Source organism: Allobosea sp. AK1, from assembly GCF_006714945.1.
Lineage (GTDB): Bacteria > Pseudomonadota > Alphaproteobacteria > Rhizobiales > Beijerinckiaceae > Allobosea > Allobosea robiniae.
This window is the reverse complement of the sequence record NZ_VFMG01000001.1, coordinates 2,258,944-2,272,227: the sequence shown is the minus strand read 5'-3', so window position 1 is coordinate 2,272,227 and position 13,284 is coordinate 2,258,944. Positions and strand designations below refer to the sequence as shown.

Annotated in this window: 10 protein-coding genes and 1 pseudogene; 5 read left to right on the top strand and 6 right to left on the bottom strand. The window is 65.4% G+C overall.

Going from position 1 to position 13,284, the window contains the following annotated elements:
* The first annotated feature begins 89 nt into the window (after window positions 1-89).
* Genes FHT98_RS11250 through FHT98_RS11240 form a run of 3 tightly spaced genes read left to right on the top strand, consistent with a single transcriptional unit; the run spans window position 90 to window position 3,089 of the window.
* Entirely contained in the window at window positions 90-836 is a 747-nt protein-coding gene (locus FHT98_RS11250; RefSeq protein ID WP_113584121.1) for a 6-phosphogluconolactonase, read from the top strand.
* Between the two features lie 2 nt (window positions 837-838).
* On the top strand, window positions 839-1,861 hold the full coding sequence (locus FHT98_RS11245; protein WP_142114075.1) for an N-acetylglucosamine-6-phosphate deacetylase: 1,023 nt from the start codon (window positions 839-841) through the stop codon (window positions 1,859-1,861).
* 34 nt (window positions 1,862-1,895) lie between these two features.
* Window positions 1,896-3,089 carry an extracellular solute-binding protein gene (locus FHT98_RS11240; protein ID WP_061966052.1) on the top strand — a complete coding sequence of 398 codons (1,194 nt, stop codon included), beginning with the start codon at window positions 1,896-1,898 and terminating at the stop codon, window positions 3,087-3,089.
* A gap of 210 nt (window positions 3,090-3,299) precedes the next feature.
* Here the strand turns inward: FHT98_RS11240 and FHT98_RS11235 are convergent.
* Both FHT98_RS11235 and FHT98_RS11230 read right to left on the bottom strand, forming a co-directional pair.
* Window positions 3,300-4,844 (bottom strand): annotated as a pseudogene (locus FHT98_RS11235) (ABC transporter substrate-binding protein).
* 66 nt (window positions 4,845-4,910) lie between these two features.
* Entirely contained in the window at window positions 4,911-6,050 is a 1,140-nt protein-coding gene (locus FHT98_RS11230; protein WP_142114074.1) for a C45 family autoproteolytic acyltransferase/hydolase, read from the bottom strand.
* On the opposite strand from FHT98_RS11230, the gene FHT98_RS11225 reads away from it, so the two are divergent.
* Entirely contained in the window at window positions 5,940-7,040 is a 1,101-nt protein-coding gene (locus tag FHT98_RS11225) for a GntR family transcriptional regulator (protein ID WP_210244363.1), read from the top strand. The genes FHT98_RS11230 and FHT98_RS11225 overlap by 111 nt on opposite strands.
* Window positions 7,041-7,140: 100 nt before the next feature.
* A complete protein-coding gene (locus FHT98_RS11220; RefSeq protein ID WP_142114073.1) occupies window positions 7,141-7,779 on the top strand; it encodes an SGNH/GDSL hydrolase family protein in 639 nt (212 codons plus the stop codon).
* Window positions 7,780-7,857: 78 nt separating this feature from the next.
* Here the strand turns inward: FHT98_RS11220 and acnA are convergent, their stop codons facing one another.
* From acnA to FHT98_RS11200, 4 genes are all read right to left on the bottom strand, one after another.
* Window positions 7,858-10,488 carry an aconitate hydratase AcnA gene (acnA, locus tag FHT98_RS11215; RefSeq protein ID WP_142114072.1) on the bottom strand — a complete coding sequence of 877 codons (2,631 nt, stop codon included), beginning with the start codon at window positions 10,486-10,488 and terminating at the stop codon, window positions 7,858-7,860.
* A 167-nt stretch (window positions 10,489-10,655) separates the two neighbouring features.
* Complete coding sequence (locus FHT98_RS11210; protein ID WP_142114071.1) at window positions 10,656-11,570, bottom strand: GntR family transcriptional regulator; 915 nt, start codon at window positions 11,568-11,570, stop codon at window positions 10,656-10,658.
* A gap of 144 nt (window positions 11,571-11,714) precedes the next feature.
* On the bottom strand, window positions 11,715-12,137 hold the full coding sequence (locus FHT98_RS11205) for a cupin domain-containing protein (RefSeq protein WP_142114070.1): 423 nt from the start codon (window positions 12,135-12,137) through the stop codon (window positions 11,715-11,717).
* 23 nt (window positions 12,138-12,160) lie between these two features.
* Window positions 12,161-13,246 carry an isocitrate/isopropylmalate dehydrogenase family protein gene (locus tag FHT98_RS11200; RefSeq protein WP_142114069.1) on the bottom strand — a complete coding sequence of 362 codons (1,086 nt, stop codon included), beginning with the start codon at window positions 13,244-13,246 and terminating at the stop codon, window positions 12,161-12,163.
* Window positions 13,247-13,284: the final 38 nt, after the last annotated feature.

Below are 13,284 nucleotides of genomic sequence, written 5' to 3'. Positions count from 1 at the left end.
TCAAAATTAATCATTGCGTTTCGGCCGAAGCTTCATAAGCTCGCTTTCAGAATATCGGAAATTTTCTGACGCAAAAGGTTCAAAATTCGATGATCGAGATGCATGTCGCTTCCGACAAGGAAGAGCTCGGCCGGCAGGCGGCGGCGGCTGGTGCGCAGGCGATCCGCGACGAGCTTGCCCGCCATGGCGAGGCGACGATCATCGTGGCGACCGGCGCCAGCCAGTTCGAAATGCTGAACCATCTCGTCGCGGCGGAGGGCATCGACTGGTCGAAGGTCACGGCCTTCCATCTCGACGAATATGTCGGCCTGCCCGAGAGCCATCCGGCGAGCTTCCGGCGCTATCTGCGCGAGCGCTTCATGGCCCCGCTGAAGAACGCACCGACCTTCATCCCGGTCGAAGGCGAGGGTGATCCCGCGGCGGCGGTGAAGCAGCTCAACCAGCGGATCGCCGGCAAGCGCATTGCGGTCTGCTTCGCCGGGTTCGGCGAGAACTGCCATCTCGCCTTCAACGATCCGCCGGCCGATTTCGACACGGAAGAGCCGTATCTGGTCGTCAATCTCGACGATGCCTGCCGGCAGCAGCAATTCGGCGAAGGCTGGTTCCCGAGCTTCGACGCCGTGCCGCAACAGGCGATCTCGATGAGCATCCGCCAGATCCTGAAGAGCGAATTGATCGTCCTTTCGGTCTCGGACACGCGCAAGGCCGCGGCCACGAAGGCGGCGCTGGAAGGCCCGGTCAGCAATCTCAGCCCGGCCTCGATCCTGCAGACGCACAAGCGGACCGTGCTGTTCATCGATCCGCCGGCTGCCTCGTTGCTGAGCCGGAAAGGCTGAGGATGCGCACGCCCGGCCTCGTCGACCTGCAGGTGAACGGCTTTGCCGGGGTGGATTTCAACTCCGGCACGATCACTGCGGCCGAACTCGACCGGGCGCTGGAGGCGATGCTGGCGACGGGCGTCACGATCTGCCTGCCGACGATCATCACGGCGCATCCGCATGAGCTTGAACAGCGCTTCCGGGCGCTCGACGCGGCCGTGACAGGAAGCAGGCTCGGGCCGTTGATGTGCCCGGGCTATCATCTTGAAGGCCCGTTCCTGAACCCGTCGGCCGGCTATGCCGGCTGCCATCCGCCCGACGCGATGACGGCGGCGACCGCCGACCTTGTCGCACATCTCGAAACATTGCTGTCGCGGCCGATCCTGATGGTGACGCTGGCGCCGGAGGTCGAGGGCGGTGTCGCGCTCGCCGGCCAGCTGGCAGGGATGGGCAAGATCGTCGCGATCGGCCATTCGGCCGCCGATTTCGAGGCTGTCGAGGCCGCCGCTGCCGCGGGAGCAACGCTCTCGACCCATCTCGGAAACGGCCTGCCGCAGCAGATGCACAAGCTGGTCAATCCGCTCTTTGCGCAGCTCGCCGAGGATCGTTTGATGGCCGGCTTCATCGCGGATGGCATCCATATCCATCCGAAGGCGCTGAAGAGCCTGATCCGGGCCAAGGGCTTCGAACGTTCGATCCTCGTCACCGATGCCGTGGTCGCGGCGGGCGCGGTGCCCGGCCGCTACAGCTTCGCCGGCATGCCGGTCGATCTCGCCGCCGACGGCTCGGTGCGCCAGCCCGGGGGCACCTCGCTGGCGGGTTCGGCACTGAAGCTCGACGATGCCGTCCGCAACGTCGTCGCCTGGGGTATCGCGACGCCCGACGAAGCGGTCGCGATGGCCTCGACCCATGCGCTCGCCTGCATCGCCGGCGCATTGGCCGGGGCCGGTATCAGCTTGCCGGAGAGTGCGATCGACTGGTCGCCGGATCTCCATGTCCGCAACGCTCGCATCGGCGGCGAGCGCCGCGATTTTGCCGCCTGAAGACGTCACCAACCAAAGCAAGAAGGGGAGAATCATGAGCGAATTTCCGAAAGGCGTGGATCGCCGTACCGTCCTGGGCGGGCTGAGCGCGCTGACCCTGGGCGGAGGCAGTGCGCTGGCCGCCGTGCCGGCACTGCCTTCCGCGCCGGTCGGCATCAACATCATCGATGTCGGCGGCGCGCTGGCGCTGATGCAGCAGGCCTTCGACGACTATCGCACGAACAATCCGAAGCTGGTCTCGCGCATCACCTATGTGAAGGCGCCGGCGCCGGAACTGGCGAGCAAGATCAAGGCGCAGCAGGATGCGGGCCGCTCCGATCTCGACCTCATCCTGACCGGCTCGGACGGGCTCGCGGCCGGCCTCGAACAGAATCTCTGGCTCAAGATCTTCCCGGATTTCGCCGAGAAGTTCCCCAATATCGAGCAGAACTACGAGCCGGCTGCGCTCAACCTGCACAAGGCGCAGGGCGCAGGCTTCGGCACGGTGGTGAACTACTATCCGTCCGGGCCGCTGCTCGAATACATGCCGGCGCGCGTCAAGCAGGTGCCGACCACGGCCGAGGAGCTGCTCGCCTGGGCCAAGGCCAACCCCAACAAGTTCATGTATGCGCGCCCGACCAATTCGGGGCCGGGCCGTACCTTCATGATGGGCCTGCCCTATCTCCTCGGCGACAAGGACCCGCAGGACCCGGTCAATGGCTGGGACAAGACCTGGGCCTATCTGCAGGCGATCGGCGAATATATCGAGTATTATCCGGCCGGCACCGGCGCCACGATGAAGGAGTTCGGCGACGGTTCGCGCGACATCATCATCTCGACCACGGGCTGGGACATCAATCCGCGCGCGCTCGGCATCGTGCCGAAGGAAGCGAAGATCCAGACGCTGAAGGGCTTCCACTGGGTCTCGGACGCCTTCTTCATGTGCGTGCCGAAGGGCATCCCGAACGATCGCCTCGCCGTCGTGCTCGACATCATGGCGCATGTGCTGACGCCGAAGATGCAGGCCTATTCCTATGACGAGGGCTATCTCTATCCCGGCCCGGCGGTGAAGAATGTGCCGCTGTCGCTCGCGCCGCAGCGCAGCCAGGAGGTGATCGCGGAGTTCGGCCGGCCCGAATATGCCGACTTGATCGCCAATAACCCGATCGAACTGCCGCTGAAGCCCGACAAGATGGTCGTCGCCTTCCGCAAGTGGGACGAACTGGTCGGCGCCAAGCGCAAGCGCTGATCCATACCGCCATCTTTTCGCCCTGCCCTTGCGGTGGGGCGAAAGGAAAGGCCCGGAAGCCATCGCCGATGGGTTCCGGGCCTTTTCCGTTTCGAAATCAGTAGGCGATTTCCTTGTCGTTTTCGGCTCTCCTCCAGAACAATCTGACGCCGCCTTCCGATGTGGCTTCGAGACCCGGGGCGGCCGTCCTGCATGACGAGGCCGTGAGCCTTACCGCTTGATCGATACGCCCCAAGGGCGGGGCGTGCCGAGTGCCCAGCTCCTGTAACCTTCGATATTGCTCCTGGAGGCGCTGAGGCGCGTGCCGGAGAACAGCGTGATCATCGGAATTTCGGCGCGGTACATGTCCTCGAGCTTGTCGAAGATCGCCTGGCGCTGCGCCGGATCGGCGATCGCCATGCTGCGCGTGACGAGATCCGCCGCCGCCTTGCTGTCCCAGGCCTTGCGGGGCTGGGTGGCCTTTTCGCCGGTGAACATCTCGAAGGACAGCGACGGGTCGAGGCGCGCGGAGAAGGAGTGCGACATCATCTGGTAGTTGCCGGCCAGGTAGCGATCCTGCTGGACGCCCCAGTCGACGACTTCGACCTCGATATTGATGCCCGCTTCCCTGGCCATCGCCTGGACGAGGATCGCCTGGTCGAACATCTCCGGATAGCGCTTGTTCGCCAGCAGCTTGATGACCTGCCCGCGATATCCCGCCTCCGCCAGCAGCTTTTTCGCCGCCGGGATATCCCGGTGAATCGGAGCGGCCTGCTTTGCCTTGTGATAGGCGCTCGAGCGCGGGATCGGCGAATGGCTCGCCCTGGATTGCGAACCGGTCACCTCGTCGGCGATGGTTTCCAGGTCCAGCGAGAGAAGGATGGCCTAGCGCATCCGGACGTCCGACAGCAACGGGTCCTTCGTCTGGATCAGAAGGTCGCTGATGCTCATCGTCGGGACGCTTTCGATGACGATGTCCTTGCGCGCGCGGTATTCCTGGAGATCGCTCGCGGCGATATCCCAGTTGATGTCGATCCCGTTCGACAGCAGCGCGGCCTTCGCCGTGGCCTCGTCGGGGATGACGAGATAATCGACCTGCGCGACGAGAGGGGTCTTGTTGCCGGTGAGGCCGTCTCGCGGGCCGGGGCCGGCGGTATAATGCTCGTTGGCGAGGAGGCGGATGAACTGGCCGCGCTTCCACTCGCCCAGCTTGTAGGGCCCGGTCGTCACCGGCTCGCGCCAGCTCCCGTCCGGGTTGAGCGAACTCGAATGGAAGATGCCCGTCCCGCCGCAATCGGGCCGGGCCAGGGTGGCGAGGAACAGCGCCGAGGGTTTTTCAAGCGTGAAGACGACTGTTCTGTCGTCCGGCGCCGTGACGCCAGTGACCTTGACCGCGCCGCGCCCGTCGACCTCGCTCAGGCAACGCCAGCCCGTCTTCGGGTCGGTATAGCGCTGCCAGGCGAAGAGGACGTCCTTGGTCGTCAGGGGTGCGCCGTTGCTGAACTTGACGCCGTCGCGCAGCACGAAGGTGTAGGTCTTGCCATCCTCCGAGACGGCGACGGATTTCGCGAGCACCGGCCCGACCGAGCTGTCGTCCCTGAAGGCGACCAGCCCTTCGAACAGGTTGGTCTGGATGGCATCGGTGATCGCGTCGCGATTGGTGCCGGGATCGAGCGTGCGCGCATCGGCGCCCAGCCGAATCCGCAGCGCCGGCTGTTGAGCTGCCGCGGGAAGCGCAGCGCCCAGCAGGCCCAGGACGATGACAAGCTTCTTCATGACGCCCCTCATTGTTTTTGATTCAGATTCACTGGACCTGCCGATTGCCGCGGCAGGCGCGGTCGATCAGGCCGCCGACCTGGTGCTGCCCGCCACGTTCTTGGGCGCGAGGGTGTAGCGCGTGAAATTGCGATGGAGCGCGGGGAGCAGGGCCACGTCCATGATCGCCTTCGCCGGCTGCATGACGATCATCGCCACGGTCACGGACTGGTTGTTGCCGGAGAAGCTGGGACGCGGCGGCCGGCAGACCGACCAGGGCGACTGATAGTCGTCGAACAGCGCCGTCTTGACGTGATCGACCGTGATCTGCCCGACATGCGGCTCCAGGCTTTCGCGCACGCGGGTGTCGCGATAGAGCGAATCCGGCATGTTGGCGATGCCGGTATCGGTCAGCTTCGACAGGGCGACGGGGCTCTGGAAGTGATTGGCGTGCACGATCAGGCCATCCTGCGGCTGGATCATGAAGGTCTCGTCCGGCACGCATTCGAAATCGATCGCAATTCCCTCGCTCTGCGTCACGATGATGTTGTTCGAGGCCGATTTGGGCGTCGTATAGACCGCGTGCATCGCCCGGCCGAGCAGGTCCTGCTCGAGAACCTTCCTGCGGATCAGCGCCAGCGGAACGCCGAGACGACGGTAGTCGCGCTCGCATTCGAGATAGTTGCCGGTAATGCTGATGCCGGCGGTGTTGAACCCGAAGCGCGCGAGCACGCCGGCTTCCGTGAAGGTGATGATGTCCGGCCCATCCTCGTTCCTGATTTTCAGGACAACGGCCGTGTCGACGCACTCCGTCTTCCAGTCCCAGTTCTGGGCATGAATCAAGGCGCCCTCCTTGGAGGCCTTGGGCAGCACAACCAGACCGGTGCACTCATCATGAAGCTCGCGGCTTGCCTCGGTCCTGCCAGCGAGCTTGAGCAGTTCCGTCCTGGCGTTCAGCAACATGACCGAGGCGAAATTCACACCGGCGCCTTCAGCGATCCCATGCATCTCCTCGACATAGTTCGCGTCGAAAGCCGCCACGTTGCTTTCGAAGCCGAGCGCGGTCTCCTCGATGACTGCCTGGCTGACGTTCTTCTTGCGGATCTGATCGGTATAATGCTGCACGCCCAGCCTGATGCGGGCGGCGGCCTGCTCACCGTACTGGCGACCCTGCTCGCGCGGCGCGCCGGAAACCTCGATCGTCGGACATTCAACGGGAGCGGCCATGTTCGATTCCTTCGCCGGTGCGATTGCACTAGTGGTCGTCGACAATCATGTAACAGAATGTTTTTCTGGAATCAAATGAACACTGACCGCGCCCTGACCAATCTGCAGCGCAGGCTGATCGACCGGATTCTCGAATTCGTCCGGCACGAAGGGTTGCGTCCCGGCGACCGCATCAACGAGCAGCAGATCGCCTTGCGGCTGGGGGTGTCCCGCACGCCGATCAGGACGGCTCTCGCGCTTCTCCAGGACGATGGCGTGGTGCTGCGGCGCCCGGGCACCGGCGTTGTGCTGGTCAACCTGCCCGATGACAGCGGCACCGGAAGCGAGACCCGCGAGCTGGCGCCTTCAGCCGCCCGGGAGGAGGCGCTGGTTCTCCGGATCGCAACCGAGAGGGATCGGCAGGAGCTGGGCGACGAGTTTTCCGTCGTCGAACTGGCTGAGCGATACGGCGTGGCCCGGGCCGCCCTCGTCCCGATCCTGGAACGTCTGGCGGGGCTCGGCATGATCGAAAAGAAGCCGGGCTATGGCTGGCGCTTCCTGACGGACTGGAACCTGACCATCGTCGATGAAAGCTATCGGTTCAGGATGGTGATCGAGCCCGCGGCCTTGCTGGAGCCCGGCTTCAGCGTGTCTCGCAAGTGGCTCGACGACACGCGCGCCGCGCATGAGATCTTTCTCAAGAAGGCCTGGACGGAAGACATGAGCGTGGCGCTGTTCGAGACGAATGCCGCTTTCCATGAGGATCTCGCAGCCGCTTCCGGAAATCGCTTCTATCGAGAAGCCGTTCGCCTCCAGAGCAGACTGCGCCGGTTCGCGATGTACAACTGGAGAAGCGGGCGTGTGCGCGTTGAAAAGAACTTCACCGAGCATATGGCGATCCTGGATGCGATCGAACGGGGTCGTCTCGACGAGGCCTCGGACCTGATGCGAGACCATCTGCGGATCGCATGGGAATCGACGTCCCGGAGGTTCAGTCCGGCCGCCTCCTAGATCGGCCAGCGCACGGTTCGCTCGACGGGGCCGGCAGCTCGAAGCCAGTGCGCTGGCCGGCCCAGCCTGTTCCGTCACATAGGCAGTTGTCGGGGTCGACATGATCGAGAAGAAGCAGGTTCTGGCATTCGGCGACAGCTTGACCTGGGGCCGAGACCCGGAGGCCAAAGCCAGGCATCGTCACGCGGATCGCTGGACCAGCGTCGTCGAGGCCGAACTTGCCGATGTGCGGGTCATCGCCGAAGGGCTAAGCGGTCGCACGACCTGCTTCGACGATCACGCCGGGCCGGCCGACCGCAACGGCACGCGCGTGCTCCCTGTTCTCATCGGCAGCCATGCTCCGCTCGATCTCGTGATCATCATGCTGGGCACCAACGATCTGAAGCCGCATGTCTGCGGCAGCGCGCTCGGGGCCTCGTTCGGCATGGCGCGTCTTGTGGAAATCGTGCGGACCTATCCGCATGGCCGCCAGCCGCCAGCGATCCTGTTGATGAGCCCGCCCCATTTCGGCGCAAGCCGGGCGCCGGACGGACAGCCCGGCGGCGGCCGCAGCATCGCGGAATCGCAAAAGCTGGCACCGCTCTATAAGGCTGTCGCCGAGCGCGCGGATTGCTCCTTCTTCGATGCCGCGTCCGTTTCCGTGGCCTCGAAGGTCGACGGCGTGCATCTGGATGCCGTCAATACCCGGGCGATCGGGACGGCCCTGACTCCGCTCGTCGCGGCCATGCTGGCGCGCTGATCGTCATCAGCGCCGCGGTCCGGCGGGTGCCGGGAGCTCTGCCACCGCGTTCCCGCGCATCGCGGGCTCCAGGAAGGATCACCGGATATTGGTTCGCGCCAGCCCGGCGCCCTCCAGAAGGCCGCCGAGAACATGCGGGATCAGCCCGCCCGATTTCAGGAGGGTGATCTCGAGCGAGGTCTCGATCGCGGCCCGCAGGGCGATTGCGACGGTTTCGCCGGAGGGGCGAATGAGCGTCAGCGGGACCGCACATCGCGGCCTCAGGTGATCCGGGCGAAGATCGACCGCAAAAAGATCGGCCGAGCCGATGGCGAGGGTACCCGGATCGACGCCTTCAGGCAGCAAGAGCGGCAGGATGCCCATCCCGATCAGGTTGGTGCGGTGGATGCGCTCGATGCTCGCAGCGATCACGGCGCGAACGCCGAGCAGCGCGACGGCTTTCGCAGCCCAGTCCCGCGAGGAGCCCATGCCGTAGCGCTCGCCCGCCACAAGCACGAGCGGGGTGCTCTCGCCTGCATAACGTTCGGCCGCTTCGGTCAGCGGCACGATCTCCCCGGACGGCTCGTGCCGCGTGAAGCCGGCCGGTGCATCCGCCGGCAGCAGGCGGTTGACCGCCATCCGGTTGGTGAATGCGCCCCGGACCATGACTTCGAAATTACCGCGCCGCGAGGCGAAGACGTTGAGATCGGCGGGATCGCCACCGCCGGCGATGATGTGCTGCCCGGCGGGGCTGTCCGGGCGGATCTGGTTGGCCGGCGAAATATGGTCGGTGGTGACGTCGTCGCCCAGCACGATCAGCGGCCGGGCATGCCCTTCCGGCGCCGGCAACCCTTGCGGGCGGACGAAGGGCGGCTTGCGCAGATAGGTCGAGGCCGGGTTCCACGGGAATTGCGGTCCACTCGGCGCATCGAGCTCGATCCAGAGCGGCCGAGTCGCGGCCTCCTGATAGGCCGCGTCGAAATCGGCCACGTCCCAGCCGGAAGCGACGGCCTCGTCGATCTCGGCGCCGGTCGGCCAGATCTCGCCGAGCATCACGGGCTTGCCGGCCCGGTCGAAGCCGAGCGGCTCCCGCGCGATGTCGATGTTGACCGTACCGGCGAGCGCGAAGGCGATGACCAGCGGGGGCGAGGCCAGAAAACCGTTCTCGAGATCGGGATGGACACGACCCGGGAAATTGCGGTTGCCGGACAGGACCGCGACCGGGCGGAAGCCCTCGCGGCCCAGCTCGTTCCTGACGACATCGAGCAAGGCGCCGGAATTGCCGATGCAGGTCGTGCAGCCATAGCCGACGATGCCGAAGCCGAGCCCTTCGAGATCACCGAGCAGGCCGGCGCGCCGCAGGAACCGTTCGGCGGTGGGCGATCCCGGTGCCAGCGAGGTCTTGACATGGGCCGGCGGCAACAACCCGCGTGCCCGGGCCTTGCCGGCGAGGATGCCCGCAGCCGCGAGCATGCTCGCATCGGATGTGTTGGTGCAGCTCGTGATCGCCGCGATCACGACCGCCCCATCGGGCAAAGCGCCTTTACGCGCGGGACGCAGAGCCGGGGTGAAGGCTGAACGGGTCGAGCCCGCGGCGAGTCGATCCTGCGGGCGCCGCGGCCCGGCGACGCTGGCTTCGATCGCGTCGAGATCGATGGCGATGGTCCGCGTGAAACGCGGCTCGGCCCCGGCATCGAACCAGAGCCCGCTCGCCCTGGCATAGGCCTCGACCAGCGCGCAGTCTTCAGGCGAGCGGCCGATCCGGGCGAGATAGGCCAGCGCCTTGTCGTCAATCGGGAAATACCCGGTCGATGCCCCGTATTCCGGCGCCATATTGGCGATCGCGGCGCGTTCGCCGACCGACAAGCTCCGCACGCCCGGCCCGAAGAACTCGACGAAATCGCCGGTGACGCCGATGGCGCGCAGCGCACGGGCCACTTCCAGCGCAAGGTCGGTCGCGAGCACGCCGTCGCGCAACCGGCCGGTGAGCTTCACGCCAATGACGTCGGGAATCCGCAGCACGACAGGCACGCCGAACAAGGCGCCTTCCGCCTCCAACCCGCCGACGCCCCAGCCGAGCACGCCGAGCCCATTGACGGTCGGCGTATGACTGTCGGTTCCGAGCAGGGCATCCGGGAAGGCCCGGCGTTCGCCGCGATGCGTCTCGCTGACGACCACTCTGGAAAGCCGCTCCAGATTGATCGTGTGCATGATACCCGATCCCGGCGGGTGCACCCGGACGCCCGGCATGGCCGCCGCCGCCCATTTCATCAGGCGATAGCGTTCGGCATTGCGCGCGAATTCCTTCTCCAGGTTGCGCTGGAAGGCATCGGGCCGGGCGAAGACATCGACTCCGGAGGAATGGTCCGTCGAGACGTCGACGGGAATACGCGGCATCAGCAGGTCGGGATCGCGACCGTTCTCGGCGAGCACGTCGCGCATCGCCGCGATATCGACCAGCGCCGGGCCGCAGGTCGTGTCATGCATCATGATCCGGTTCGGCAGGAACGGAATCTCGACGAGACTTGAACCCTGAGCGAGCCAGTCACGAAAGGCCTGAGGCAGATGCGCTGTCTCTTCCGCGGGGGCCGAGCGCATCGCATTCTCGAACAGAATCCGCAGGACATGCGGCAGGCGCCGGAAATCCGCACCCAGCAACGACGCGACATCGAGGCGGTAGAACCGTTCGCCCGCCGCTTCGAAACCCGCCCACCGGGCTTTGTCGTTCAACGTCACGATCTCGTTCGGGCCTGAGCCCGCCTTGTTGAAATGCCGGGTCGAAAGAAGACCGGAACGCCATGGCGGAGCCTAATGGCATATATTGGCTTTATCAATATATAAAACCAATATTGGCGTGACCGATTTTCCCTGGAATGCCGGTGGACTTGTCGATGCGGCTAGGCCGTCCGCCCTGTGTCGTTGGAGCGCGGATGCACGACCGGCGATTTGGAGGCGAGCGCCCCGCTGAGATGCCGGCGCATCAGATGGGCCGCCTCCAGATTGTCGCCCCTGGCGAGGAGATCGAGCATCTCCAGATGCTCGCGGCTCTGCACGGCAATGCGCTGCGGGTCCACCTTGAGCCGGTATTCCGCCAGCCGCCGCAGCTGGTTGGCACGCTCCAGCGCGTAGAAGAACATCGGATTGCCGGACATCCTGATGATGCCCTCGTGGAACGCGGCGCCGGCCGCCGTCATCGCCGCAGGCGCCAGCCCGTCGAGGTCGCCCGAGGCCAGCAGCTCCTGCGTCCGGCGCAGGGATGCGGCGACTGTACGGTCGAACCGGAAGCTCGGCTCGAGCAGGGCGGCAGGTTCGATGACTGCGCGAAAACGGTAGATTTCTTCGAAAGCCTCGGCCGTCTTGGCGACCTGGCGCAATTTCCAGCCATAGCCGGGCTTCGGCTCGGCCCAGCCTTCGCGAGAGGCGCGAGACAGGAGGTCCTGCGCCTGCGCGCGCGTCAGGCTGTAGCGATCCCGGATGGCCTGCTCGGTCTGATCGGCGCCAATCCGGTCCTTGAGCCAGTCTTCCGCCAGTTCGTAATAGGGATCGCTTTCGCAAGGGCCGACAGGCTCCAGCCCCGTCTCTCCGGCTGTTCGCCCCGCGGTCGGCAGCACGAAGAAGCCGCGGTTCCGGCGGTTTTCGATGACGCCCCGGTCGCAGAGGATGGCCAGCGCCTCGCGCACCGGCGAACGCGAGACCTCGAAGCGCTTCGCCAGCACCTCCGTCGCCAGATGCGAGCCCGTGCCGAATTCGCCCATGCCGATGCGCGCGATGATGTCGTTGGCGATGCGAAGAGCGAGAGGGCTATGGGGCATGTCCGGCGCCATTGAAACGCGCGAGTGATCGCAGGTCATGGCGGCGATGGCAAATCGCGCGGGGTCGCTCCGGCGTATATTTGGCTTTCTATCATGAAATGGCCAATACCGGGCTTGGCTGAACCGCGAGTGGGAGCGGCATCCTCAGTTCGCGACCGGGGCCTTGTGCTCTTCGTCGATGGAGCGGGTGTCTCCCGTTTCGATCAGCGTGCGGGTCGCATCGATCGACGCGTAGATCCAGAGGATCTTCATGCCTTCGCTGTCGGAGACGTTGCGGAAGCGATGCGGAAGATTCGCCGGGATGAAGGTGATGTCGCCGGCCTGGATCGGATATTCGACACCGTCGATCTCCGCGATTGCCGTGCCTTCGAGGAGCATGACGCTTTCCTCGCAATTGTGCCTGTGCATCGGGATCGCGGCACCCGGCTCGAAGATCGTGATGCCGTTGATGAAGCTGGTGGATCCGGTCCGCCGCGTGACCAGGGGAATGGTCCTGGCACCGCCGCCGCGCTGGCGGGCCGGGATTTCGGACGGCCGCAGAACGGCCGGCTTGGCTAGTGTCGGCATGCCTCTTCCTTTCGCGTTTGAACTCAGAGGGCCGCGACGCGGGTGGCCATGGACGGGATCGCCGCGATCACGGCGCCGGCGAAGGCCTTTGTGCCAAGCGCCCCGCCAATGTCCCGCGTACGCGTCGCCGGATTGTCGAGGGCGTGTTCGACCGCCGCCTCGATCAGGCGAGCGGCATCCAGAAGCCTCCGGTTTCCGTCGCGCTGACCGCGCCACTGCAGCAGCATTGCGGCCGACAGGATGAGCGATGTCGGGTTGGCGATATCCTGGCCGGCGATGTCAGGGGCCGAACCATGCTGGGCCTGGGCGACGCAGATCGTGTCGCCGGCATTGATCGAGCCACCGAGGCCAAGGCTGCCCGACAGTTCGGATGCCTCGTCGGAGAGAATGTCTCCGAACATGTTGGTGGTGACCATGACGTCGAAACGATCGGGTGTCCGGATGAGGAGCGCGGCCGTCGCATCGACGATCAGCTCTTCGAGCTCGATGTCGGGATATTCGGCTGCGACCTTGCGGACTTCTCGCAGGAACAGGCCGTCCGAGAGCTTGAGCACATTCGCCTTGTGAACGGCGGTGACCTTCTTTCTGCGGAGGCTCGCCAGCTCAAACGCAGTGCGGGCGACGCGCTCGCAGGCCCTGGCGGTGATCTTGCGGACCGAGAGCGCCATGTCCGGATCGGGCATGAATTCCCCCGAGCCCGCGAACATATTGCGGTCCGAGTAGAAGCCTTCCGTCGCCTCGCGGATGATGACGAGATCCATGGGCCTGCGCAGGATGCTCATCTCCGGACGCGACCGGCAGGGCCGAACATTCGAATAGAGCTCGAACTTGACGCGAAGCTCGCCCGACGGATTGATCCCGCCCTGGTCCCGCGAGGGGTATTCGTAGTGGGAAACCGGCCCCAGGATCACGCCATCGACCTGCGGGATGCGCTGCATCACTGCGTCGGGCAGGGTGCTGCCCTGTGCCTTCAGGCTGGCGAGACCGATCTCGTGCGGCTCGAATTCCAGCCCCAGCGACAAAGCCCGGTCGGCCGCCTCCAGAACCCGCAGCGTGGCCTCGATGATCTCGGGCCCGATGCCGTCCCCGGGCAGTATGATGATCTTCATCGGAAGCCTTCTTGCGTTCGAAGTCCGTGAACGGAATC

Excerpts from the sequence above, each read along its gene's own strand:
- FHT98_RS11230 (WP_142114074.1), bottom strand. The coding sequence starts at position 6,050 with ATGGCCGCTCCCGTTGAATGTCCGACGATCGAGGTTTCCGGCGCGCCG.
- FHT98_RS11210 (WP_142114071.1), bottom strand. The coding sequence starts at position 11,570 with ATGCCCCATAGCCCTCTCGCTCTTCGCATCGCCAACGACATCATCGCG.
- FHT98_RS11250 (WP_113584121.1), top strand. The coding sequence starts at position 90 with ATGATCGAGATGCATGTCGCTTCCGACAAGGAAGAGCTCGGCCGGCAG.
- FHT98_RS11200 (WP_142114069.1), bottom strand. The coding sequence starts at position 13,246 with ATGAAGATCATCATACTGCCCGGGGACGGCATCGGGCCCGAGATCATC.
- FHT98_RS11205 (WP_142114070.1), bottom strand. The coding sequence starts at position 12,137 with ATGCCGACACTAGCCAAGCCGGCCGTTCTGCGGCCGTCCGAAATCCCG.
- FHT98_RS11240 (WP_061966052.1), top strand. The coding sequence starts at position 1,896 with ATGAGCGAATTTCCGAAAGGCGTGGATCGCCGTACCGTCCTGGGCGGG.
- FHT98_RS11220 (WP_142114073.1), top strand. The coding sequence starts at position 7,141 with ATGATCGAGAAGAAGCAGGTTCTGGCATTCGGCGACAGCTTGACCTGG.
- FHT98_RS11225 (WP_210244363.1), top strand. The coding sequence starts at position 5,940 with ATGCTGCACGCCCAGCCTGATGCGGGCGGCGGCCTGCTCACCGTACTG.
- FHT98_RS11245 (WP_142114075.1), top strand. The coding sequence starts at position 839 with ATGCGCACGCCCGGCCTCGTCGACCTGCAGGTGAACGGCTTTGCCGGG.